Source organism: Pseudomonas sp. NPDC089422, from assembly GCF_044749405.1.
Classification (GTDB): Bacteria; Pseudomonadota; Gammaproteobacteria; order Pseudomonadales; family Pseudomonadaceae; genus Aquipseudomonas.
The window spans coordinates 1-22,901 of the sequence record NZ_JBIVHW010000006.1; the positions used below are offsets into that span (position 1 = coordinate 1).

The 22,901-nt window shown below is 63.4% G+C and carries 24 protein-coding genes and 1 pseudogene; 12 read left to right on the forward strand and 13 right to left on the reverse strand.

Features of this window, described 5'->3' with window-relative positions; genetic code table 11:
• Positions 1 to 105: 105 nt before the first annotated feature.
• Positions 106 to 885, reverse strand: a complete 780-nt coding sequence (locus ACIPZ8_RS12575; protein WP_008091582.1) for an exodeoxyribonuclease III — start codon at positions 883 to 885, stop codon at positions 106 to 108.
• Positions 886 to 965: 80 nt separating this feature from the next.
• On the opposite strand from ACIPZ8_RS12575, the gene pyrE reads away from it, so the two are divergent.
• The gene (gene pyrE, locus ACIPZ8_RS12580) at positions 966 to 1,607 is read left to right on the forward strand and encodes an orotate phosphoribosyltransferase (protein WP_028632893.1); all 642 of its coding nucleotides are present in this window, start codon (positions 966 to 968) and stop codon (positions 1,605 to 1,607) included.
• Between the two features lie 69 nt (positions 1,608 to 1,676).
• On the opposite strand, the gene argB is transcribed toward pyrE, so the two are convergent.
• The 4 genes and pseudogenes from argB to coaBC all read right to left on the reverse strand — a co-directional run bounded on the left by argB (position 1,677) and on the right by coaBC (position 5,797).
• Complete coding sequence (gene argB / locus ACIPZ8_RS12585) at positions 1,677 to 2,585, reverse strand: acetylglutamate kinase (protein ID WP_110639898.1); 909 nt, start codon at positions 2,583 to 2,585, stop codon at positions 1,677 to 1,679.
• Between the two features lie 30 nt (positions 2,586 to 2,615).
• A pseudogene (locus ACIPZ8_RS12590) lies at positions 2,616 to 3,989 on the reverse strand (phosphomannomutase/phosphoglucomutase); the annotation flags it as partial.
• A gap of 135 nt (positions 3,990 to 4,124) precedes the next feature.
• Positions 4,125 to 4,580 carry a dUTP diphosphatase gene (dut, locus tag ACIPZ8_RS12595; protein WP_400723303.1) on the reverse strand — a complete coding sequence of 152 codons (456 nt, stop codon included), beginning with the start codon at positions 4,578 to 4,580 and terminating at the stop codon, positions 4,125 to 4,127.
• A gap of 5 nt (positions 4,581 to 4,585) precedes the next feature.
• Positions 4,586 to 5,797: a bifunctional phosphopantothenoylcysteine decarboxylase/phosphopantothenate--cysteine ligase CoaBC gene (gene coaBC / locus ACIPZ8_RS12600; protein ID WP_294340832.1), complete on the reverse strand. Its 1,212-nt coding sequence runs from the start codon at positions 5,795 to 5,797 to the stop codon at positions 4,586 to 4,588.
• 128 nt (positions 5,798 to 5,925) lie between these two features.
• Between coaBC and radC the strand changes: the two genes are divergently transcribed.
• Positions 5,926 to 6,606, forward strand: coding sequence for a DNA repair protein RadC (radC, locus tag ACIPZ8_RS12605; RefSeq protein WP_400723306.1), 681 nt, complete (start codon positions 5,926 to 5,928; stop codon positions 6,604 to 6,606).
• Positions 6,607 to 6,703: 97 nt separating this feature from the next.
• On the opposite strand, the gene ACIPZ8_RS12610 is transcribed toward radC, so the two are convergent.
• Positions 6,704 to 8,293 (reverse strand): ABC transporter substrate-binding protein, encoded by a 1,590-nt coding sequence (locus ACIPZ8_RS12610; protein WP_400723309.1) that lies wholly within the window; start codon positions 8,291 to 8,293, stop codon positions 6,704 to 6,706.
• Between the two features lie 361 nt (positions 8,294 to 8,654).
• On the opposite strand from ACIPZ8_RS12610, the gene rpmB reads away from it, so the two are divergent.
• Entirely contained in the window at positions 8,655 to 8,891 is a 237-nt protein-coding gene (gene rpmB, locus ACIPZ8_RS12615; protein ID WP_003253504.1) for a 50S ribosomal protein L28, read from the forward strand.
• Between the two features lie 11 nt (positions 8,892 to 8,902).
• Entirely contained in the window at positions 8,903 to 9,058 is a 156-nt protein-coding gene (gene rpmG, locus ACIPZ8_RS12620) for a 50S ribosomal protein L33 (protein WP_003253507.1), read from the forward strand.
• 67 nt (positions 9,059 to 9,125) lie between these two features.
• On the opposite strand, the gene ACIPZ8_RS12625 is transcribed toward rpmG, so the two are convergent.
• The 3 genes from ACIPZ8_RS12625 to ACIPZ8_RS12635 all read right to left on the reverse strand — a co-directional run bounded on the left by ACIPZ8_RS12625 (position 9,126) and on the right by ACIPZ8_RS12635 (position 10,279).
• Complete coding sequence (locus ACIPZ8_RS12625; RefSeq protein WP_400723312.1) at positions 9,126 to 9,329, reverse strand: hypothetical protein; 204 nt, start codon at positions 9,327 to 9,329, stop codon at positions 9,126 to 9,128.
• Between the two features lie 282 nt (positions 9,330 to 9,611).
• Positions 9,612 to 9,833 carry a hypothetical protein gene (locus tag ACIPZ8_RS12630; RefSeq protein WP_400723315.1) on the reverse strand — a complete coding sequence of 74 codons (222 nt, stop codon included), beginning with the start codon at positions 9,831 to 9,833 and terminating at the stop codon, positions 9,612 to 9,614.
• Positions 9,834 to 9,919: 86 nt separating this feature from the next.
• Positions 9,920 to 10,279, reverse strand: a complete 360-nt coding sequence (locus tag ACIPZ8_RS12635; RefSeq protein ID WP_400723318.1) for a cupin domain-containing protein — start codon at positions 10,277 to 10,279, stop codon at positions 9,920 to 9,922.
• 196 nt (positions 10,280 to 10,475) lie between these two features.
• Between ACIPZ8_RS12635 and ACIPZ8_RS12640 the strand changes: the two genes are divergently transcribed.
• On the forward strand, positions 10,476 to 11,969 hold the full coding sequence (locus tag ACIPZ8_RS12640) for an aldehyde dehydrogenase (protein WP_400723321.1): 1,494 nt from the start codon (positions 10,476 to 10,478) through the stop codon (positions 11,967 to 11,969).
• 102 nt (positions 11,970 to 12,071) lie between these two features.
• Positions 12,072 to 13,211, forward strand: a complete 1,140-nt coding sequence (locus ACIPZ8_RS12645; RefSeq protein WP_400723324.1) for an MFS transporter — start codon at positions 12,072 to 12,074, stop codon at positions 13,209 to 13,211.
• Positions 13,212 to 13,213: 2 nt separating this feature from the next.
• Here ACIPZ8_RS12645 and ACIPZ8_RS12650 read toward each other — a convergent pair whose 3' ends face one another.
• Together ACIPZ8_RS12650 and ACIPZ8_RS12655 are read right to left on the reverse strand one after the other, a co-directional pair.
• Positions 13,214 to 14,770 (reverse strand): phospholipase D family protein, encoded by a 1,557-nt coding sequence (locus ACIPZ8_RS12650; protein WP_400723327.1) that lies wholly within the window; start codon positions 14,768 to 14,770, stop codon positions 13,214 to 13,216.
• A 60-nt stretch (positions 14,771 to 14,830) separates the two neighbouring features.
• The gene (locus ACIPZ8_RS12655; RefSeq protein WP_400723330.1) at positions 14,831 to 16,261 is read right to left on the reverse strand and encodes a PLP-dependent aminotransferase family protein; all 1,431 of its coding nucleotides are present in this window, start codon (positions 16,259 to 16,261) and stop codon (positions 14,831 to 14,833) included.
• A gap of 179 nt (positions 16,262 to 16,440) precedes the next feature.
• On the opposite strand from ACIPZ8_RS12655, the gene ACIPZ8_RS12660 reads away from it, so the two are divergent.
• Entirely contained in the window at positions 16,441 to 16,671 is a 231-nt protein-coding gene (locus tag ACIPZ8_RS12660) for a DUF1127 domain-containing protein (protein ID WP_400723333.1), read from the forward strand.
• A 30-nt stretch (positions 16,672 to 16,701) separates the two neighbouring features.
• Here the strand turns inward: ACIPZ8_RS12660 and ACIPZ8_RS12665 are convergent, their stop codons facing one another.
• Positions 16,702 to 17,994 (reverse strand): NAD(P)/FAD-dependent oxidoreductase, encoded by a 1,293-nt coding sequence (locus ACIPZ8_RS12665; RefSeq protein WP_400723336.1) that lies wholly within the window; start codon positions 17,992 to 17,994, stop codon positions 16,702 to 16,704.
• A 102-nt stretch (positions 17,995 to 18,096) separates the two neighbouring features.
• Between ACIPZ8_RS12665 and ACIPZ8_RS12670 the strand changes: the two genes are divergently transcribed.
• The gene (locus tag ACIPZ8_RS12670) at positions 18,097 to 18,450 is read left to right on the forward strand and encodes a YkgJ family cysteine cluster protein (protein ID WP_400723339.1); all 354 of its coding nucleotides are present in this window, start codon (positions 18,097 to 18,099) and stop codon (positions 18,448 to 18,450) included.
• Between the two features lie 2 nt (positions 18,451 to 18,452).
• On the opposite strand, the gene ACIPZ8_RS12675 is transcribed toward ACIPZ8_RS12670, so the two are convergent.
• Positions 18,453 to 18,941, reverse strand: coding sequence for an Lrp/AsnC ligand binding domain-containing protein (locus ACIPZ8_RS12675; RefSeq protein ID WP_400723342.1), 489 nt, complete (start codon positions 18,939 to 18,941; stop codon positions 18,453 to 18,455).
• A gap of 153 nt (positions 18,942 to 19,094) precedes the next feature.
• Between ACIPZ8_RS12675 and dadA the strand changes: the two genes are divergently transcribed.
• The 4 genes from dadA to ACIPZ8_RS12695 all read left to right on the forward strand — a co-directional run bounded on the left by dadA (position 19,095) and on the right by ACIPZ8_RS12695 (position 22,838).
• Positions 19,095 to 20,399, forward strand: coding sequence for a D-amino acid dehydrogenase (dadA, locus tag ACIPZ8_RS12680; protein WP_110639855.1), 1,305 nt, complete (start codon positions 19,095 to 19,097; stop codon positions 20,397 to 20,399).
• A 147-nt stretch (positions 20,400 to 20,546) separates the two neighbouring features.
• Positions 20,547 to 21,620, forward strand: a complete 1,074-nt coding sequence (gene alr / locus ACIPZ8_RS12685) for an alanine racemase (protein ID WP_400723345.1) — start codon at positions 20,547 to 20,549, stop codon at positions 21,618 to 21,620.
• Between the two features lie 110 nt (positions 21,621 to 21,730).
• A complete protein-coding gene (locus tag ACIPZ8_RS12690) occupies positions 21,731 to 22,279 on the forward strand; it encodes a cupin domain-containing protein (protein ID WP_027917004.1) in 549 nt (182 codons plus the stop codon).
• Between the two features lie 136 nt (positions 22,280 to 22,415).
• Positions 22,416 to 22,838, forward strand: coding sequence for a cytochrome c5 family protein (locus ACIPZ8_RS12695; RefSeq protein WP_027917003.1), 423 nt, complete (start codon positions 22,416 to 22,418; stop codon positions 22,836 to 22,838).
• The last annotated feature ends 63 nt before the right edge of the window (positions 22,839 to 22,901 follow it).

Below are 22,901 nucleotides of genomic sequence, written 5' to 3' on the forward strand. Positions count from 1 at the left end.
GGCTCTGAAAAACAAAACGCCCGATGCGGTGCATCGGGCGTTTTGAGGCCTGTCGGCCTACCTGAACAGGTGTAAACCTATTTCAGGACTAGACATGAGAAAAACTCAGATGGTCAACGTCCAGTCGTAGTCGACAATCAGCGGCGCATGCTGGGAGAAGCGCGGCTGACGCGGCAGGCGGGCATTGCGCACGAAACGGCGCAGGCCCGGGGTGAGGATCTGGTAGTCGAACCGGTAGCCCAGGTTGAGCATCTCGGCCTGCTCGTTGTCCGGCCACCAGCTGTACTGGTCGCCTTCACGGCTGACTTCGCGCAAGGCATCGACATAGCCCATGTCGCCGGTGATCGCATCCATCCACGCCCGCTCTGGCGGCAGGAAGCCCGGCGACTGCTGGCTGTCACGCCAGTTCTTGATGTCGAGCTTCTGCTGCGCCACGTAGAACGAGCCGCAATAGATGTATTCGCGACGCTTGCGACGCTGTTTGTCCAGGTACTTGGCGAAGTCGTCCATCAACTTGAACTTCTGGTTCAAGTCTTCGTCGCCGTTCATGCCCGAAGGCAGCAGCAGGCTGGCAATACTGACTTTGTCGAAATCTGCTTGCAGATAACGCCCGTAGCGATCGGCTGTCTCGAAACCCAGGCCGGTGATGACTGCCTTGGGCTGCATGCGCGAGTACAGTGCCACGCCACCTTGGGCGGGTACCTCCGCGTCGCAGGCATAAAGGAAATAGCCATCGAGCTGGAAAGCTGGGTCGTCGAGTTCAAAGGCCGAGGCGCGGGTATCCTGAAGGCAGATGACGTCGGCATTCTGGGCTTGCAACCAGCTGAGCAATCCACGCTCGGCTGCAGCCTGAATGCCATTCACGTTCACACTGATGATCCGCATAAATGGCCCCAAAAATCTCGTGCGTGTATGATACCCGAGCTCAACCCATTTAGCTAAATCCGTGGTGTCCGGGACCTTACATGCAGCCGTATCAGCGCGACTTCATCCGTTTTGCCATCGATCGCGGCGTGCTGCGCTTCGGTGAATTCACCCTGAAATCGGGCCGTACCAGCCCGTATTTCTTCAATGCCGGCCTGTTCAGCAGCGGTTCGGCCCTTGCGCAACTGGGCCGTTGCTACGCGGCAGCCATCGTCGACAGCAAGATCCCGTTCGATGTGCTGTTTGGCCCGGCCTACAAGGGTATCCCCCTGGCGGCGGCCACCGCCGTGGCCCTGGCCGAGCAGCATCAGCTCGACGTGCCGTGGTGCTTCAACCGCAAGGAAGCCAAGGATCACGGCGAAGGCGGCAGCCTGGTAGGCGCGCCGCTGGCCGGTGACGTGCTGATCATCGACGACGTGATCACTGCCGGAACCGCGATTCGCGAAGTGATGCAGATCATCAACGCCCAGCAGGCCAAGGCCGCTGGCGTGCTGATCGCGCTGAACCGCGAAGAGCGCGGCAATGGCGAGCTGTCGGCGATCCAGGAAGTGGAGCGCGACTTCGGCATTCCTGTGGTGAGCATCGTTTCGCTGACCCAGGTGCTGGAGTTCCTGGCGGACGATCCGCAGCTCAAGCAGCATCTGCCGGCTGTCGAGGCTTACCGGGCGCAGTACGGGATCTGATCCTGGCCCGGTAACGAAAAAAGGCGACCTTCGTGAGAAGGTCGCCTTTTTTATTTCTGCCTGTGCAGGTTATGCGTGACGCTTGCGGTTGGTGATCAGGGTGCCGACGCCGCTGTCGGTGAAGATCTCCAGCAGCACTGCGTTCGGCACGCGGCCGTCGACGATGTGCGAGCTGTTGACGCCGCCCTGGACCGCTTCCAGCGCGCACTTGATCTTCGGCAGCATGCCACCGTAGATGGTGCCGTCGGCGATCAGTTCGTTGACCTGCTCGGTGGTCAGGCCGGTCAGGACCTGGCCCTGCTTGTCCATCAGGCCGGCGATGTTGGTCAGCAGCATCAGCTTTTCAGCCTTCAGCGCTTCGGCAACCTTGCCCGCCACCAGGTCGGCGTTGATGTTGTACGACTCACCGTTGGCGCCCACGCCGATCGGCGCGATCACCGGGATGAAGTCGCCCTTCACCAGCATGTTCAGCAGGTCGGTGTTGACGCTCACCACTTCGCCGACGTGACCGATGTCGATGATTTCCGGCTGGGTCATCTCCGGGGTCTGGCGGGTGACGGTGAGCTTCTTCGCACGAATCAGCTCGGCGTCCTTGCCGGTCAGGCCGATGGCGCTGCCGCCGTGGCGGTTGATCAGGTTGACGATGTCCTTGTTGACCTGGCCGCCGAGGACCATTTCCACCACATCCATGGTCGCGGCGTCGGTGACGCGCATGCCATCGATGAAGTGGCTCTCGATCGACAGACGCTTGAGCAGGTCGCCGATCTGCGGGCCGCCACCGTGCACGACCACCGGGTTGATGCCCACGGCCTTCATCAGCACGATGTCACGGGCAAAGCCGGTCTTGAGCTCCTCGCTCTCCATCGCGTTGCCGCCGTACTTGATCACCAGGGTCTTGCCGACAAAGCGGCGGATGTAAGGCAGTGCTTCGGACAAAACCTCGGCTACATGGGAAGCGGCATCGCGATCGAGGGTCATGCAGGGCTCCTGTAAGGAACAGATAGTCGGTCAGAACGGCAGTTGCAGCTCAGGGGCAACCCGCAGCAACTGGGCGCGGAAAACATCCTTGATACGTTGCAACTCGGCGGCGCTTTCAGCCTCGAAACGCAGCACCAGCACCGGTGTGGTGTTGGAGGCGCGGACCAGGCCCCAGCCTTTCGGGTAGTCCACCCGCACACCGTCGATGGTGGTCAGGTTGGCTTCGCCCCAGTCGGCGTCGCGTTGCAGTGCATCAATGATGCTGAATTTACCCTCGTCGGTCACATCAATATTGATTTCCGGCGTGGAAATATCGTTCGGGAAGCCGGCGAACAGGTCTTCGGCGTTCTGCGAGGCCTTGCTGAGGATTTCCAGCAGGCGCGCGGCACTGTAGATGCCGTCGTCGAAACCGTACCAGCGTTCCTTGATGAAGATGTGACCGCTCATCTCGCCAGCCAGCAGCGAGCCGGTCTGCTTCATCTTCTTCTTGATCAGCGAGTGGCCGGTCTTCCACATCAGCGCGCGGCCACCGTGCTGTTCGATCAGCGGGGTCAGGCGGCGGGTGCATTTGACGTCGAAGATGATCTCCGCGCCCGGGTTGCGCTCCAGCACGTCGAGTGCGAACAGCATCAGCAGGCGGTCGGGGTAGACAATGCTGCCGGTGTTGGTCACCACGCCCACGCGGTCACCGTCGCCGTCGAAGGCCAGGCCGATGTCGGCGCCGGTTTCCTTGACCTTGGCGATCAGGTCTTCAAGGTTTTCAGGCTTGCCCGGGTCCGGGTGGTGGTTGGGGAAGTTGCCGTCCACCTCGCAGAACAGCGGGATGACGTCGCAGCCCAGGGCTTCGATCAGCTGCGGTGCGATCACACCTGCAGCGCCGTTGCCGCAATCCACCACGACCTTGAGCTTCTTCGCCAGCTTCACGTCAGCGACGATCTGCTGGAAGTAGCGGTCGAGGATCTCGACCTTCTGCACGCTGCCTTCGCCGCGCGGCACGTCGTTGGTCTTCAGGCGGGTCAGCAGGGCCTGGATCTGCTCGTTGGCCAGGGTGTCGCCAGCAATGACGATCTTGAAGCCGTTGTAGTCCGACGGGTTGTGGCTGCCGGTGAGCATCACGCCCGATTTGCCGGCCAGCACGTTGGCGGCGAAGTACAGGGCCGGGGTCGGCACCAGGCCGACGTCGCTGACCTGGCAACCGGCATCGATCAGGCCCTGGATCAGCTGTTCGACCAGCATCGGGCCGGACAGGCGGCCATCGCGGCCAACGGAAATCTGCGGTTCGCCCTGGGCAATGGTCTGCGCGCCGATGGCGCGGCCGATCCAGTAGGCGGTTTCGCCGTGCAGGGTCTTGCCGACCACGCCACGGATGTCATAGGCGCGGAAGATGCTTTCCGGCAGTGCCGGGACCAGGTGGGCCATGTCGTTCATCTCGGAAAACTCCATTAGTCAAAGGCTTTCTGGGCAGGCGCAAACTGAACGCTTGGACGGTGGAAACGCCAGAGAGTTCGCCATCCTTGGCCTGAACGGTTGCTGGTCGGCTCAGTGGCTGCCGGAATGGCCGAAGCCGCCCGTGCCACGCTGGCTCTCGTCGAAGCTCTCGACGATGTCGAAATGTGCTTGTACCACAGGCACCAGGACAAGTTGTGCGATGCGCTCGCCGACGGCGATGGTGAACGCTGTGTTGCCACGGTTCCAGCACGACACCATCAGCTCGCCCTGGTAGTCCGAATCGATCAGGCCAACCAGGTTGCCGAGCACGATGCCGTGCTTGTGACCCAGGCCCGAGCGCGGCAGGATCATGGCTGCCAGGCCTGGGTCGCCGATGTAGATCGACAGGCCGGTCGGGATCAGCAGTGTCTGGCCCGGCTCGAGGACGGTGTCCTCTTTCAGCAGGGCGCGCAGGTCGAGGCCGGCGGACCCCGGGGTGGCGTATTGCGGCAGCGGGAATTCGCTGCCCAGGCGTGGGTCGAGGATCTTGGCTTGAAGTGCGTGCATGTAACTTATTGAACCTGGTTGAGCCGTTCGGCGATGAAGGCGACCAGTTGCCGGGCGATCTTGCCCTTGCTGGTCTGCGCGAAGAGGGTCTGGTGCTGCTGGCGGTCGATCACGGTCAGGGCATTTTCCTCGCTGTTGAAGCCGATGCTGGGGTTGGCCACATCATTGGCGACGATCAGGTCGAGGTTCTTGTCCTTGAGCTTGCGCGTGGCGTAATCGAGCAAGTGTTCGGTCTCGGCGGCGAAGCCGACGCTGAACGGACGGTCGGTGCGGCCAGCAAGGGTGGCAAGGATATCGGGATTACGCACCATCTGCAGCAGCATGCCGTCGCCGGTCGTAGGATCCTTCTTGAGCTTTTGCGGGGCGACCACCTCTGGGCGGTAGTCCGCGACCGCCGCGGAAGCGATGAACAGGTCGCACGGCATGGCGGCTTCACAGGCTGCGAGCATGTCCCGTGCGCTTACCACGTCGATACGCTGCACGCGGTCGGGGGTCTGCAGGTGCACAGGGCCGGTGACGAGGGTCACCCGAGCACCGGCTTCGGCGGCCGCCTCGGCCAGGGCGAAGCCCATCTTGCCGGAGCTATGATTGGTGATGTAGCGCACCGGGTCGATGTTTTCCTGGGTCGGGCCGGCGGTGATCAGCACGTGCTTGCCGGTCAGCGCCTGGCGCTTGAAGCTTTCCGCGGCGCACCAGGCCAGGTCGGTGGCTTCGAGCATGCGGCCCAGGCCCACATCGCCACAGGCCTGGCTGCCCGAGGCCGGGCCGAACACCTGGATGCCACGGCTCTTGAGCAGCTCAAGGTTGGCCTGGGTGGCCGGGTCGCGCCACATCGCCTGGTTCATCGCCGGGGCCACGGCCACGGTGGCGTCGGTGGCCAGCACCAGGGTGGTCAGCAGGTCATCGGCCATGCCTTGGGCCAGGCGCGCCATGAGGTCGGCGGTGGCCGGGGCGATCAGTACCAGGTCGGCCCACTTGGCCAGTTCGATGTGGCCCATGGCCGCTTCGGCGGCAGGGTCGAGCAGATCCATGTGCACCGGGTGGCCGGACAGCGCCTGCAGGGTCAGCGGGGTGATGAATTCGGCACCACCACGGGTCATGACGACGCGCACCTGCGCGCCGTGCTCCAGGAGTCGGCGAATCAGCTCGGCACTTTTGTAGGCGGCAATGCCACCTCCGACGCCGAGAACGATGCGCTTGCGATACAGCCGCTGCATAGGCTTGCCTTTTTCCAGTGAGAGCGGGCGGCGACGTTTGAAAATGCCTGCGGCAGAACGTCGCATGTACGAGGCGAAATAGATTAACACAGGGCCGAAACGGGCCGCAGCAAGGGCAGGGAGCAGGGATGAACATCAGGGAGTGGCCGGCTGAAGAGCGGCCGAGGGAGAAATTGTTGCAGCGCGGGGCTGGAAGCCTGACCGATGCAGAGTTGCTGGCTGTGTTTCTTGGCTCTGGCGTGCGTGGGCGAAATGTCGTGGAGCTGGCGCGAGGTCTGCTGGTGAAGTTCGGCGGCTTGCGTCAGTTGCTGGAAGCCGACCGTGAAGCCTTCGTCGGTGAGCTTGGGCTGGGTCCGGTGAGGTACAGCCAGTTGCAGGCATTGCTGGAGATCGGGCGCAGGCACCTGGCCACTGCGATCGAACGCGAGTCGGTCATGGACAGCCCGGCTGCGGTGCGACGCTATCTGAAGTCCATGCTGCGCCATGAAGTGAGCGAGGTGTTCGGCTGTCTGTTTCTGGATACCAAGCACCGTCCGCTGGCGTTCGAAATCCTCTTCCGGGGCACGATAGACCGAGCGAGTGTCTACCCGCGCGAAGTGGTGCGCCGGGCGCTGCAGCACAACGCGGCGGCGCTGATCCTGTGCCACAACCATCCTTCGGGCAGCAGTGAGCCGAGCCAGGATGATGTGCACCTGACGCTGTCGCTGAAGCGGGGGTTGGGGCTGATCGATGTGCGGGTGCTGGATCACATCATCATCGGCGAAGGCGAGCCGCTGTCGATGGTCGAGCATGGGTGGATTGTGGCTTAGGCGGGGTAATACGGTCAGGGCTGCAAGGCGCCTGTCTTGAGGGGTGTGGCGCTCGATCTCAACGCCACCACAACTCTCAAGGCCGGCGCCCCAAAGCTCAGCGAGTAGCCGACACCTTGCTGAAGTCCAGCCGCCCGAACGGGTTCACCTGATAGCCCTCGATCCCTTGGCGCAACAGCGTCGCTGCCGTCGGATGCGCCAGCGGCACCCACAGCGCCTGCTGCTGGATCAAGGTCTGCGCCTGCTGGTACAGCCGGCTGCGCACGCTCTGGTCGTTGGTGGTGCGCCCGGCACTGATCAGCTGGTCCAGGCGGTCATCGCAGAACCGTGCGAAATTGGTCCCCGACTTTACCGCCGCGCAGGAAAACTGCGGGCTGAGGAAGTTGTCCGGGTCGCCGTTGTCACCGGCCCAGCCCATGAACAGCAGGTCATGCTCACCCGCCTTGGCCCGGCGGATCAGCTCGCCCCACTCGATCACGCGGATCTCGGCCTTGATGCCGATCTTCGCCAGGTCGGCCTGGAGCATCTGTGCCCCCAGGCTCGGGTTGGGGTTGAGCAGGCTGCCTGACGGCCGGGTCCAGAGGGTGGTGCTGAAGCCGTCGGCCAGGCCGGCCTTGGCCAGCAGTAACTTGGCCTTGCTCAGGTCCTGCGGGTAACCGGGCAGGTCCTTGGCGTAGCTCCAGGTGTTGGGCGGGTAGGGGCCGTTGGCGGCGGTGGCGGTGTCTTCGAACACGGCCTTGAGGTAGGCCTGCTTGTCGAAGGCCAGGTTGATCGCCTGGCGCACTTCAGGCTTGTCCAGCGGTGGGTGTTCGCTGTTGATGGCGACGAAGGCGGTCATGAACGCCGGGGTGGTGGCGACCTTGAGGTTGCCGTCCTTGCCGGCTTCGGCGATGTCCACCGGCTTGGGCGACAGGGCCACCTGGCATTCGCCGCGCTTGAGCTTCTGCAGGCGCACGTTGGCGTCGGGGGTGATGGCGAAGATCAGCGGGTCGACTGCGGGCTTGCCGTCGAAGTAATCCGGGTTGGCACGGTAGCGCACCACGGCGTCCTTCTGGAAGCGCTGGAACACGAACGGGCCGGTGCCGATAGGCTGGCTGTTGAGTTTTTCCGGGTTGCCTGCCTTGAGCAGCTTGTCGGCGTACTCGGCCGAGTAGATCGAGGCAAAGCCCATGCTCAGGGTGGCCAGGAAGGTGGCGTCGGCGTGGGTCAGGGTGAAGCGCACGGTGTTTGGTTCCGGGGCCTCGATTGCCTTGATCAGGCTGCCCAGTTGCAGCGACTGGGCGTGCGGGTAGCCGCCCGGCGCGGTCTTGTGCCAGGCGTGGGCGGGGTAGAGCATGCGCTGGAAGCTGAACAGCACGTCGTCGGCATTCAGCTCGCGGGTTGGCTTGAAGTACGGCGTGGTGTGGAACTTGACGCCTTCGCGCAGCTTGAAGTCATAGGTCAGGCCATCGGCCGAGACGCTCCAGCTCTGCGCCAGGCTGGGCACGACCTTGCCCTGGGCCGCATCGAACTCCACCAGGCGGTTCATCAGCATGTCGGCCGAGGCATTGGTGGTGGTCAGCGAGTTGTACTGGACCACATCGAAGCCTTCGGGGCTGGCCTCGCTGCACACGCTCAGCGGGGCGGCCTGGGCTGAGCCTGCGGCAAGCAGGGATGTGAACAATAAGGAAAGGGCGGCAGCACGCATCGTGGCTCCTTGGCTGGTCAGTGGCCCATCTGCCGGTGCAGTCTGGAAACGTCCTACCCTAGTGCGCGTTTTCGGAAATGACCACCTTCTTTTTCAGGCGCTTGGCGACGAGCGGTCGACAGCGTGGCGAGCGAGTCGTTATGCTGCTCGCGCACGATTCGTGGCAGCGGAATGCTCATATTCTGTTGTTGCGGCGTAGTCTTTCTGGTATAAAGCAGCGCTCTTTTCTAGGGGCTCGGCCTGTCGCATCAGCGGATCCGGTCGATAAGACCTCCAGAATCACGGCGCCTGGCGCCAAAGACTGAGAGATTAAGCGGCCAACCCATGCCGGGTTGGGCATGTGGTTTTAGAGGGCTGAGTCATGTCGAGAGTCTGTCAAGTTACTGGTAAGGGTCCAGTAACCGGGAACAACATTTCCCACGCAAACAACAAAACCCGTCGTCGTTTCCTGCCGAACCTGCAGCACCACCGTTTCTGGGTTGAATCCGAGAAGCGTTTCGTGCGTCTGCGCGTATCCGCCAAAGGCATGCGTATCATCGACAAGCGCGGCATCGACGCCGTTCTGGTTGATATCCGTAAAGCTGGCGCCAAGGTTTAAGGGAGAACATCATGCGTGAATTGATCCGTCTGGTTTCGAGTGCCGGTACCGGCCACTTCTACACCACCGACAAGAACAAGCGCACCACCCCGGACAAAATCGAGATCAAGAAATACGATCCGGTTGTTCGCAAGCACGTGGTGTACAAGGAAGCCAAGATCAAGTAATTGATCGGCGACCTGAAAAAAAACCCGCATCCGAAAGGACGCGGGTTTTTTTATGCCTGCGGCAAGGTCAACTGAAGCTGAAGCCCTGGATCAGCTGGTTGGCATCGGTGCGGATGTGAATCCGGTTGATGTCGTACTCCTTGGTGCTGATTTCGTTGGGCCCTACGACGCGAGCCCGGCCAGTGATGCCGGTGATGGTGCTTTTCACCGACGGTTCGTAGGGGGTGCCGATCAGATGGGCGAGAGCTTGCAGCACTTCTTCGTTGTTCATGGCGTACTACCTTTTTTCGTGAGAATGGCCCGGTGTGGGCGGGATCATCATCACGGGGTCCTTCGGGTAGCCTGCGTTACATAGTTGTTATCACTGATCGGAACTGTGCATGGGGCTCGCGGCAAGGCTGTTCGCTGTCACGTGGAGTACAACCCAGCCAAGGCCAGGCAGTGCAGCGGCGACGTGAAAACCCCCGCCTCCGTGAGGGGGCGGGGGTTCTGTGCTTCTCTTCTACGACGCAAAGACGCTGGTCAGCTCACTGAGCTTCGCTCGCAATCTGCCTCAGTTGGGCACGAATTGCTTGATGAGGTCATTTTCGTCGAGGAATAGACGGATCCGGCCTTCCGCGTAGTCCAGGGTGACGATATCGCCGCGGTGAACCGTAGCAAATTGCTTCCCGGTCAGCTCAAGGATGTAGGGTTCGACGCTTTTTACATAGCGCGAGCCGATCAGGTGGCGAATGCTTTCCAGCAGTTTGTTGATCCGATCTTCTTGGTTTTGCATGGTGTACCCCTGCGAATGGTTGAAGTGGCCTCAAGTGGAAAGGCCATCTTCTGCAGATATCGCAGGCGTTGTGCCCTATCTATGTATTACTTCTGTTCGAACATCACATAGATCTTGCGGCACGGCTCCAGCACCTCCCAGGTGCCCTTGAAGCCGGCGGGGATGACAAACCGATCACCGGCACGCAGGGTCTTGGCCCCGCCATCCTGGTCGCGCAGCACCGAAACGCCCTGCACGATCTCGCAGTACTCATGTTCGGTGTAGTTCACCGTCCACTGCCCAATCTCTCCTTCCCAGACGCCTGCGGCGAACTGCCCGCATGGGCTGGAATAGTGGTTGTAGACAGCCTGGTCCGGCTCGCCCTTGAGGATTTTTTCCGCCGCAGGGCGGTAGCGTTCTGCCTCGGTGAGAACCTGGGCGAAGTCGATGATGCTGTCGATGCTCATGGTGCGGCTCCTGTTGTTGTTTAATAAAATGCACATCAGTAGGCTTTTAGGCCGTTCGTGTCAAATATATTGATACTTTATCCCGCCTGGTTTAGGGTATCGCTTGCCAGTGTGCGCTCGTCGCCCGGCCAGAATTCTGACAACGCCAGTGAGTCCTCAGTGCGGCGTTGCACCTAAACAAGAGGAGGAGTTTCGTATGACCACCCTGACCCGTGCGGACTGGGAACAACGTGCCCAGCAACTGAAGATCGAAGGCCGTGCCTTCATCAACGGCGAATACACCGACGCCGCATCCGGTGAAACATTCGACTGCCTGAGCCCGGTCGACGGACGCTTCCTGGCCAAGGTTGCCAGCTGCGACCTGGCCGACGCCAACCGCGCCGTGGAAAACGCCCGCGCCACCTTCAATTCCGGCGTCTGGTCGCAACTGGCCCCGGCCAAGCGCAAGGCCAAGCTGATCCGCTTTGCCGACCTGCTGCGCAAGCATGTCGAAGAGCTGGCGCTGCTGGAAACCCTGGACATGGGCAAGCCGATCGGCGACTCCTCCAGCATTGACGTGCCGGGCGCGGCGCAAGCGATTCACTGGACCGCCGAAGCCATCGACAAGGTCTACGACGAAGTCGCCCCGACGCCACACGACCAGCTCGGTCTTGTGACCCGTGAGCCGGTGGGTGTGGTCGGTGCCATCGTGCCGTGGAACTTCCCGCTGCTGATGGCCTGCTGGAAAATCGCCCCGGCCCTGGCTACCGGCAACTCGCTGGTGCTCAAGCCGTCCGAAAAATCCCCGCTGACCGCCATCCGCATCGCCCAGCTGGCGATCGAAGCCGGCATTCCGGCTGGCGTGCTGAACGTGCTGCCAGGCTACGGCCACACCGTGGGCAAGGCGCTGGCTCTGCACATGGACGTCGACACCCTGGTGTTCACCGGTTCGACCAAGATCGCCAAGCAACTGATGGTCTACGCCGGCGAGTCGAACATGAAGCGCATCTGGCTGGAAGCTGGCGGCAAGAGCCCGAACATCGTCTTCGCCGACGCGCCGGACCTGCAAGCTGCCGCTGAAGCTGCTGCCAGCGCCATCGCCTTCAACCAGGGCGAAGTCTGCACCGCCGGTTCCCGTCTGCTGGTCGAGCGTTCGATCAAGGACAAGTTCCTGCCGATGGTGGTCGAGGCCCTCAAAGGCTGGAAGCCTGGCAACCCGCTGGACCCACAGACCACCGTCGGTGCGCTGGTCGATACCCAGCAGATGAATACCGTGCTGTCGTACATCGACGCTGGCCACAAGGACGGCGCCAAGCTGCTGGCCGGTGGCAAGCGCACCCTGGAAGAAACCGGTGGCACCTACGTCGAGCCGACCATCTTCGACGGCGTGACCAACGCCATGAAGATTGCCCAGGAAGAAATCTTCGGCCCAGTGCTGTCGGTGATCGCCTTCGACACCGCCGAAGAAGCCATCGCCATCGCCAACGACACCCCGTACGGCCTGGCCGCCGGCATCTGGACCTCGGACATCTCCAAGGCCCACAAGACCGCCCGCGCCGTGCGCGCTGGCAGCGTCTGGGTCAACCAGTACGACGGCGGCGACATGACCGCACCGTTCGGTGGCTTCAAGCAGTCGGGCAACGGCCGTGACAAGTCGCTGCATGCGCTGGAGAAGTACACCGAGCTGAAGGCGACCTGGATCAAGCTGTAATTCCAGTGGGGGCCGCCTGGCGGCCCAACCATGGCCGGGGCGGCTCATACCGCCCCGGCTTCGTCGTTTCTGCCGTTCAAGAATTTTGCCTGGGAGGCTGCAATGCGTTGGGGAACCTACTTTGCCGTGCTGGCGTCGGTGCTCAGTGTCGGGCTCGCGCTCGGTGTGAGCATGCCGCTGGTGTCCCTGCGCCTTGAGGCCTGGGGTTACGGTGGGTTCGCCATCGGCGTGATGGCGGCGATGCCGGCGCTGGGCGTGCTGCTCGGTGCCAGCCTGGCCAGCCGCCTGGCTGGCTGGGTCGGCGTGCCTTCGGCGATGCGCCTGTGCCTGTGGGGTGGGGCACTGTCCATTGGCCTGGTGGCGCTGTTGCCAAGCTACCCGCTGTGGCTGGCCCTGCGCCTGCTCATTGGCATGTCGCTGACCGTGGTGTTCATCCTCGGCGAGAGCTGGATCAATCAGTTGGTGGTCGAGCAATGGCGCGGTCGCCTGGTGGCGTTGTACGGCAGCAGCTACGCCCTGAGCCAGCTGGCCGGGCCGTTGGTGCTGGGGTTCCTTGGCTCGGACGATGACTTCGGCTTCTGGGCCGCGACCGGGCTGTTGCTGCTGGCACCCTTGCTGCTGCTCGGGCGCGGTGGTGCACCCAGCACCGAAGCCTGCAGCGTGACCTTCGGCGACCTGTTCGCCTTCTGCCGCCGCTTGCCGGTGATTGCCTGGGCAGTTGCCCTGTTTGCCGCCTTCGAGGCGATGATTCTTACCTTGTTGCCGGTGTATTGCCTGCAGCAGGGCTTCAGCACCGAGATCGCCCTGTTCATGGTCAGCACCGTGGTGGTGGGCGATGCGGTGCTGCAGTTGCCGATCGGCGCATTGGCCGACCACATGTCGCGGCAGGCGCTGTTCACCGGTTGCGCGGTGACCTTGATGGTTTCCAGCCTGGCGATTCCGTTGCTGCTGGAGACGCCCGCGATCTGGCCCCTGTGGGTGTTGTTCGGTGCCAGTGCCGGTGGCCTGTTCACCTTGTCGCTGATATTGATCGGCGAGCGTTACCGCGATGACGCCCTGGTGCGGGCCAATGCTCATGTGGCGCAGCTATGGGGTATCGGTTGCCTGCTCGGGCCGTTGCTGGCCGGCGCGGGGAGCCAATGGATCAGCGGGCATGCGCTGCTGTGGCTGATGGCGGCGGGGGCAGCCGGCCTGGTGGTGCTGACCCGCCGGCGCGGCGCGTTCGAACCAGCCTCGGCCTGAGCCTACAACATCTTCTCAAGGCCAACGGCCTTGCTGATCCAGGCATTGAACCGCCGCCAGATGCCACCTGGCTCGGAGGTCAGCATGTGCCGTTGGCCATGGTCCTCGGTCGACCAGACCAGTCGGTCACCCACCAGCTTGACCTGATAGCTCAATGCCGGCGCCATACCCTGCTGGGCCAGCTCGCGGGTATATTCGGCCAGCTCCGGGCTGTCCACCAGCACGCCGACTTCGGTGTTCCACAGCACTGAGCGAGGGTCGAAGTTGAACGACCCGATAAACGTCTTGCGGCGGTCGAACACGATGGCCTTGGTGTGCAGGCTCGAGTCCGAGCTGCTGCCATGGAAACTCAGGCGCGCAGGTGTCGGGGCGCCCGGCTGACGGCGCAGTTCGAACAGTTGCACGCCGTGCTCGAGCAGTGCGCGGCGATAGGGTGCATAACCGCCATGCACCGCCGGCACGTCGGTGGCTTCCAGCGAGTTGGTCAGCAACTTGACCGAAGCCCCGGCGTCGGCCCGGCCGGTCAGGTACAGCAAGCCCGGCTCACCTGGCACGAAATAGGCCGACATCAGGATCAGCTCGCGCTGCACGTTGGCCAGGTCCGGTGCCAGTTGCTGGCTCAGCAGCAGTTGCGGGTCTGGCTCATCGTCGGCCAGTACCTTGCTCGGCGCATCCCACAGTGCCTGGGCGTGGGCCCAGATCAGTTCGTTGCGCCAGACATCCAGGCGCGGCTGCGACTGGTAGGACATGAGCCGGTCATACAGGGACTTGCGCTGTACCCGCGCCTGGGCCAGGGACACTTCCAGGCGCTGGCGGCTGGCGCGCAGGTCGTCGGCATCCGGGGCGCGCCAGAGGAAGTCGGTGATCGGCCGGCTCAGGGCGCTGTTCCAGTACTGGTCGAAGCTGTGCCCCAGTTGCTCGGCCACCGGGCCGACGCCGAGCAGGTCGATGTCGGTGAAGTTGAGGTTGGGTTCGGCATCGAAATACTCGTCACCCAGGTTGCGCCCGCCGACGATGGCCATGCTGTTGTCCACCAGGAACAACTTGTTGTGCATGCGCCGGTGCTGGCGCGACAGGTTGAACAGGCGGCCGACTGCACGCGTCACCCCTGTGCTGCGCCCCAGGTGCAACGGATTGAACACGCGGATCTCGATGTTCGGGTGGGCATCGAGGGTGCCCATGATGGTGTCCAGGCCATCGCTGGTGGTGTCGTCAAGCAGGATGCGCACGCGTACGCCGCGGTCGGCTGCACGCAGCAGTTCGTGCACCAGGGCGCGGGTGCTCAAGCCATCGTGGACGATGTAGTACTGCAGGTCGATGCTCGCCTGGGCGTTGCGGGTCAGCTCGGCGCGGGCACGGAAGGCCTCGTTGCTGTTGGGCAGCAGGCGAAAGCCCGAGCGCCCGTCATAGGGTGCGGCCTGGCGCAACACCGAGCGGCCGAATGCCGACTCGCTGGCGGGCAGCGCCTGGCTGGTTTCGCGGGGCGTGCCGACGCTGACACAGCCATTGAGGCCGAGCAGCAGTACCAGCAGCAGAGGCAAGGCTCGCTGGAGTCTCAAGGGTGAATCGTCCTGTACAGCAAAGCGCTAAGGGGTTGGACTACGAAAGGCGGCGCAAAGTTACGCCTCGGTGTTGCCTTCAGCCACTAGACGAAGGGCGGTTTCACCTACCTTGCGCACGGCTGCTTCGATCTTCGGTGTTGGTCGCGCAGCGAAATTCATGCGCAGGCAATGGCGGAACTTGCCCGAGGCCGAGAAGATGCTGCCCACGGCGACCTGCACACCCTGCTCCAGTAAAGCGCGGTTCAGCCGCAGCGTGTCGAAATCTTCGGGCAACTCCACCCACAGCATGAAGCCGCCCTGCGGCCGGCTGACCCGGGTGCCGGGCGGGAAATAACGGGTTACCCAGTCACTCATCAGGTCGCGGCCACGCTGGTACTGGCTGCGCATGCGTCGCACATGGGGCTGGTAGTGGCCGGCGGCGATGAAGTCGGCGATCGCCAGTTGCGGCTGGCTGGCGGTGCTGCCGGTGCTGATGTACTTCATGTGCAGCACCCGCTCCAGGTAGCGGCCGGGGGCGACCCAGCCGATGCGCAGGCCAGGGGCGAGGGTCTTGGAGAACGAACTGCACAGCAGCACGCGGCCGTCGTCGTCGAACGACTTGAGGGTGCGCGGGCGCGGGTAGGTGTACGCCAGGTCGCCATACACGTCGTCTTCAAGGATCGCCACATCGTAGCGCTGGGCCAGGCTCAGCAGGGCTTTCTTGCGGGCTTCGGGCATGATGTAGCCAAGCGGGTTGTTGCAGCTCGGGGTGATCTGGATGAGCTTGATCGGCCATTGCTCGAGCGCCAGCTCCAGGGCTTCGAGGCTGATGCCGGTGACCGGGTCGGTAGGTATTTCCAGGGCTTTCATGCCCAGGCCCTTGAGGGTCTGCATGGCGCCGTGGAAGCTCGGTGAGTCGACCGCGACGATATCGCCCGGCTCGCACACTGCGCGGATGCTGCACGACAGCGCTTCGTGGCAGCCGGTGGTCACCACCAGGTCGGCCGGGCCCAGGCGGCAGCCGGAGTCGAGCATCAGCCGGGCGATCTGCTCGCGCAGGGCGAGGTTGCCGTGGATGTTGTCGTAGTACAGGCCAGGCATGTCCTGGCGTCGGCTCAGTTGGGCGAGGCTGCGCAGCAGCGGCTTGAGGGTCGGGCTGTCGATGTCAGGCATGCCGCGGCCGAGCTGGATCACGTCCTGGCGAGGAGTACTGCGCACCAGTTCGAGCACCTGCTCCCATTGCGAGATATCCACCGGGCGTTGGGCCGGGCGGCTGACTGCTGGCAGGGCAGGGAGGTGGCGATGGTCGCTGACGAAGTAGCCGGACTTGGGCCGAGGCGAGACCATGCCGGAGTCTTCGAGCATGCGGTAGGCCTGCTGCACGGTACTCAGGCTGACACCGTGCTCCACGCTCAGGGCGCGCACCGATGGCAGGCGTTGGCCGGGGCGGTAGAGGCCCTGTTCGATGCGCGCCCCGAGCAGTTCGGCGAGGTTCAGGTAGAGGGTCACGGCATACTCCTACGCTTCTTGACGAAAGCGACCAGTACAGTTGCGTTGAAAATACAGCATTCAGGCGTCAGGCGACCAATTCTGTATGGGAATAATAAGCCTGTATTGGATCTGTATTGCCAGGCCTGTCGTCGCGCATGCTTTCTCCACGGTTACACACTGAATGGGAGAAAGCAGCGATGGGTGGCATGAGCGATGTGCGCTTGCAACTGTTGGCCAAGGAACTGGACGCCGGGCAGCAGACCAAGGTATTCAATGCACCGGCAGGGCTCGGGCGTTGGGGGCTGATGCTGCATCGCTGGCACACCCGCCGGGCCCTGCTGCAGCTGGATGATGACCAATTGCGGGACATCGGCTTGAGTTGGGAACAGGCGCGTCGGGAAGGCTATAAACCCTTCTGGAAAGACTGACGCGGACCTTTGTAGGAGTTGCGCCAGCTATTAGATGAGCTCTTTCAGGCGATGCCAGAGCATCCCCAGGGCCAGTATTGGCGAGCGCAAATGCTTGCCACCAGGGAAGGTCACGTGCGGCACCTTGGCGAACAGGTCGAAGCGCCCGCTTTGCTGGCCGCTGATCGCTTCACCCAGCAGGCGCGCGGCCAGGTGGGTGGCGTTCAGGCCGTGGCCGGCGTAGGCCTGGGCGTAATACACATTCGGCTGGCTGGCCAGGCGGCCGACCTGTGGCAGGCGGTTGGCGCCGATGCCGATCATGCCGCCCCACTGATAATCGATGCGCACATCCGCCAGTTGCGGGAACACCTGGAGCATCTTCGGCCGCATGTAGGCAGCGATGTCCTTCGGGTCGCGCCCGGAATAGTGGCAGGCACCGCCGAACAACAGGCGACGGTCGGCCGACAGGCGATAGTAGTCCAGCGCCACGCGCTGGTCGCACACGGCCATGTTCTGCGGCAGCAGCTGATGGGCGCGTTCTTCGCCCAGCGGCTCGGTGGCAATGATGTAGCTGCCGGCAGGCAGCACCTTGCCGCCCAGCTCGCGGTTGAGGTCGTTGTGGTAGGCGTTGCAGCACAGCACCAGGGTCTTGGCACGCACCCGGCCCTGGGCGGTGTGCACCTGGACCTCAGGGCCGTAGTCGATGCGCGTGACCTCGGACTGCTCGAACAACTGCACGCCCAGGCGACTGGCCACGGCCGCTTCACCCAGGGCCAGGTTGAGCGGGTGCAGGTGGCCCGAGCCCATGTCGATCAGGCCGCCGACATAGCGATCGGAGCCCACCACGCTGTGCATGTCATCCTTGCCGACCAGGCGCAGTTCGTGGCGGTAGCCCAGGCTGCGCAGTTCATCGGCATCCTCGGCAAAACCCTTCAGCTCGCCGGGTTTGTTGGCCAGGTCACAGTAGCCCCAGGTCAGGTCGCAGGCGATGGCGTGGCGCTCGACCCGTTCGCGGACGATCTGCACGGCTTCCAGGCCCATCAGCCTCAGGCTGCGTACGCCGTCCTCGCCGATCACCGGGAGAAACTGCTCCAGGCCGTGGCCGACGCCGCGAATCAGTTGGCCGCCATTGCGCCCGCTGGCGCCCCAGCCGAGCTTGCGTGCTTCCAGGAGTATCACCGAGAAGCCCCGCTCGGCCAGTTCGATGGCGGTGTTCAGGCCCGAGTAGCCACCACCAACGATGCACACGTCGGCGCTGTGTTCGCCTTGCAGGAAGGAGTGGTCCGGGTGGGGCGCGCTGCTGGCGGCGTAGTAGGAGGCGGCGTGCTGCGCGCTGTGGATCATGAGCGAGGTCCTGTGGCGGTTTGGTTGTAGGAGGATAAGCCGTGGCTTGGCAATTGGCCCTATAATTCAGGCCAGATTTCACTTTCGATCCTGTACCCAGCCATGTCCTGCAACCGTCACAAGATCCACTTCCTGCGCGAGCTCATTCCTTCATTCGAATGCGAGCCCGGCTGCCATGACTGCTGCGGCCCGGTGACCACCTCGTCGGAAGAGATGGCCCGCCTGCCGCGCAAGACCCAGGCCGAGCAGGATGCCGCGCTGGAGCACCTGAACTGCGTGCACCTGGGGCCCAACGGCTGCACCGTCTATGAAGAACGGCCGATGATCTGCCGCCTGTTCGGCACCACGCCGCGCATGGCCTGCCCGCGCGGCCGTGGCCCGGAGCCGATGATCGAGCCCGAGGCCGAGCAGCTGGTCCATCAGTTCATCGCCAGCACGCGCCAGGTGCTGGTCTAGCCTCAGTCAGGGATCGGCAGGCAGAGGCTCTCCTTCACCTCTTCCATCACGATGTAGCTCTTCGACTCGCGCACGTGTGGCAGCTTCAGCAGGATGTCGCCGAGCAGCTTGCGGTACGAGGCCATTTCCGAAATGCGCGCTTTCACCAGGTAGTCGAAGTCGCCGGATACCAGGTGGCATTCCAGCACATGGGGCAGCTTGAGCACCGCGCGGCGGAACTCCTCGAAGGTGTCGCCGGACTTGTAGTCCAGGCTGATTTCCACGAACACCAGCAGGCTGCCCTTGAGGTGCAGCGGATTCAGGCGGGCGTTGTAGCCCATGATGATGCCCTCGCGCTCCAGGCGGCGTACTCGCTCGGTGCAAGGGGTGGTGGAAAGCCCAACTTTCTCGCCCAGTTCGGTGAAGGAAATACGCCCGTCATTCTGCAGGATACGCAGGATGTTACGGTCGATCTTGTCCAGTTCACGCTTGCTCTGGTGCTGGGTTCTCATAGGGGATGCCCCTCCGTGAAAGGCGATTTTGCCGAGAATTCTCGCCAATAATAGGCTTTTATATAGTGAATTGCACTGGGCTCAGATTCTTATACTGCGCGCATCCATGCCATATCAACAAAATAGCGGTGCGCCGCGTGCGAGGGATGAACGATGCGAGTATTGGTACTTGGTAGCGGTGTGATCGGTACCGCCAGTGCCTATTATCTGGCCCGGCAAGGCTTCGAGGTGACCGTGGTCGACCGCCAGCCGGCAGTGGCCCTGGAAACCAGCTTCGCCAACGCAGGCCAGATCTCGCCCGGCTATGCCTCGCCCTGGGCCGCCCCCGGCGTGCCGCTGAAAGCCATCAAGTGGCTGCTGGAGCGCCACGCGCCCCTGGCCATCAAGCTGACCGGCGATGTCGACCAGTACCTGTGGATGGCGCAGATGCTGCGCAACTGCACCGCCAGCCGCTACGCGGTGAACAAGGAGCGCATGGTGCGCCTGTCCGAGTACAGCCGTGACTGCCTCGACGAACTGCGTGCCGAAACCGGTATTGCCTACGAGAACCGTAGCCTGGGTACTACCCAGCTGTTCCGCACCCAGGCCCAGGTTGACGCTGCGGCCAAGGACATCGCCGTGCTCGAACAGTCCGGCGTGCCTTACGAGCTGCTCGACCGCGATGGCATCGCCCGTGTGGAACCGGCCCTGGCCGGGGTGAAAGACATCCTCGCCGGCGCCCTGCGCCTGCCCAACGACCAGACCGGCGACTGCCAGCTGTTCACCACCAAGCTCGCCGAAATGGCCGTGAAGCTGGGTGTGGAATTCCGCTTCGGCCAGGACATCCAGCGCCTGGACTTCGCCGGCGACCGCATCAACGGTGTGTGGATCGACGGCAAGCTGGAAACCGCCGACCGCTACGTGCTGGCCCTGGGCAGCTACTCGCCGCAGATGCTCAAGCCCCTGGGCATCAAGGCCCCGGTGTATCCGCTCAAGGGTTACTCGCTGACCGTGCCGATCACCAATGCCGACATGGCGCCGACCTCGACCATTCTCGACGAGACCTACAAGGTCGCGATCACCCGTTTCGACAATCGCATCCGCGTTGGCGGCATGGCTGAAATCGCCGGTTTTGACCTGTCGCTGAACCCACGTCGACGCGAAACGCTGGAGATGATCGTCAACGACCTTTATCCTCGCGGCGGTGACCTGAGCCAGGCCAGTTTCTGGACCGGCCTGCGCCCGGCGACCCCGGACGGTACGCCGATCGTGGGCGCCACTGCGTTCCGCAACCTGTTCCTCAACACCGGCCACGGTACGCTGGGCTGGACCATGGCGTGCGGCTCTGGCCGTCTGCTGGCCGACCTGATTGCGCGCAAGAAGCCGCAGATCAGCGCCGAAGGCCTGGACATCTCCCGGTATGGCAACAGCCCGGAAGTCGCCAAGCACGGCCAGACCGCGCCTGCCCACCAGCAGTAAGGTTGCCTGTACCGGCCCTTTCGCGGCTAAAGCCGCTCCCACAGGACCGCATGATCCTGAAGATTGTGCAGTCCCCTGTGGGAGCGGCTTTAGCCGCGAAGAACCCAACACCGTTTTCAACTTGTGAACCACCATAAGGCAGCCGCCATGCGTCCCGCCCGCGCCCTGATCGACCTGCAAGCCCTTCGCCACAACTACCGCCTGGCCCGTGAACTGTCCGGTGCCAAGGCCCTTGCCGTGGTCAAGGCTGATGCCTACGGCCACGGCGCCGTGCGTTGCGCCCTGGCCCTGGAGCCCGAAGCCGACGGCTTTGCCGTGGCCTGCATCGAAGAAGCGCTGGAGTTGCGTGCCGCCGGCATCAAGGCCCCGGTACTGCTGCTTGAAGGTTTCTTTGAAGCCAGCGAGCTGGCGCTGATCGCCGAGCACGACCTGTGGTGCGTAGTGCATTCACTGTGGCAGCTCGAAGCCATCGAGCAGACCCAGGTGCACAAGCCGCTGACCGTCTGGCTCAAGCTCGACAGCGGCATGCACCGCGTCGGCCTGCACCCCAAGGACTACCACGACGCCTACCAGCGCCTGCTGGCCAGCGGCAAGGTTTCGCGCATCGTGCTGATGAGCCACTTCGCCCGTGCTGATGAGCCGGAGGCCGACGCCACCGAGCAGCAGATCGCCGTGTTCAACGCCGCCCGTGAAGGCCTGGCCGCCGAATGCAGCCTGCGCAACTCGCCCGGCGTGCTGGCCTGGCCGCAGGCCCCGAGCGACTGGGTGCGCCCAGGCATCATGCTGTACGGCGCCAGTCCTTTCGAAGCCGACCAGCCCCAGGCCGCACGCTTGCAGCCGGTAATGACCCTGCAATCACGGGTCATCAGCGTGCGCGAGCTGCCTACCGGTGAACCGGTGGGCTACGGTGCCAAGTTCGTCAGCCCGCGCCCGACCCGTGTCGGTGTGGTCGCCATGGGCTACGCCGACGGCTACCCGCGCCATGCGCCCACCGGCACGCCGGTGATGGTTGCCGGCAAGCGCAGCCAGCTGATCGGCCGTGTGTCGATGGACATGCTCTGCATCGACCTCACCGACGTGCCCGAGGCCACGGTCGGCAGCCCGGTCGAGCTGTGGGGCAAGCAGGTGCTGGCCAGTGATGTGGCGATGCAGGCCGGGAGCATTCCCTACCAGATCTTCTGCAACCTGAAACGCGTGCCGCTGGACTATTACGGCGAATAAGGCGCCGAAGCGGACAGCTTGAGGGGCGGTGTGTTGTAAATACTGAACGGCATTGCCATGATATCGTTCACATTCACCCCGCCATCTCACCGTTTCAGGAGGCTCCAGCTTTGGACGTCGGCGAACGACTGCAAGCCATCCGCAAGCTCAAGGGCCTGTCCCAGCGGGAACTCGCCAAGCGCGCGGGGGTGACCAACAGCACCATCTCGATGATCGAGAAGAACAGCGTGAGCCCCTCGATCAGCTCGCTGCGCAAGGTCCTCAGCGGCATTCCCATGTCGATGGTCGAATTCTTTTCGGTCGAACTGGAGGCCGAAAGCCCCGCGCAGATTGTCTACAAAGCCCACGAGCTGATCGACATCTCCGACGGTGCGGTGACCATGAAGCTGGTGGGCAAGTCGCACCCCAACCGCGCCATCGCCTTCCTGACCGAGGTCTACCCGCCGGGTGCCGATACCGGTGCCGAGATGCTCACCCACGATGGTGAAGAAACCGGCATCCTGCTCGAAGGCAAGCTCGAGCTGGTGGTGGGCAACGAGATCTTCATCCTTGAGGCGGGCGACAGCTACTACTTCGAAAGCACCCGCCCGCACCGTTTCCGCAACCCGTTCGATGCGCCAGCGCGGCTGATCAGCGCAGCGACACCGTCGAACTTTTGATCCAGCGCAGTGCATTGCTTCGGCAATACCCCTTTCCTGAGTAGGGTCGTTCCACGGTTTCCGGGTTCCCGCTATACTTTTCAACGCTCGCATTACCGTGGCCGCGGGCGTGATTAGCCACCATGAGGGTGTTCGCGTGAACCAAATCAAGAAGATGCTGGCCGTACCAGCAGCCGTATTCGCCCTTTGGGCAATGAGCGCAACCGCAGCGACCAACGACGAGCTCGCCAAACGCCTTGAGCCGGTGGGCCAGGTGTGTGTGCAGGGCCAGGAATGCAAGGGCATGGAAGTGGCTGCCGCAGCAGGGGGCGGTGGGGCCAAGACCCCGGATGATGTGATTGCCAAGCATTGCAACGCCTGCCACGGTACCGGCTTGCTGGGGGCGCCGAAGATTGGCGACGGGGCAGCGTGGAAGAAGCGCGCAGACGAGCAGGGTGGTGTTGACGGGCTGTTGGCCAAGGCCATCACCGGCCTGAACGCCATGCCGCCGAAAGGTACCTGCGCGGACTGCTCGGATGATGACCTGAAAGGGGCCATCAAGAAGATGTCCGGGCTCTGAGCCACAGATGAATTGCACAAGGCCCGCCATTTCAGGCGGGCTTTGTTTTTCCACAGGGACATC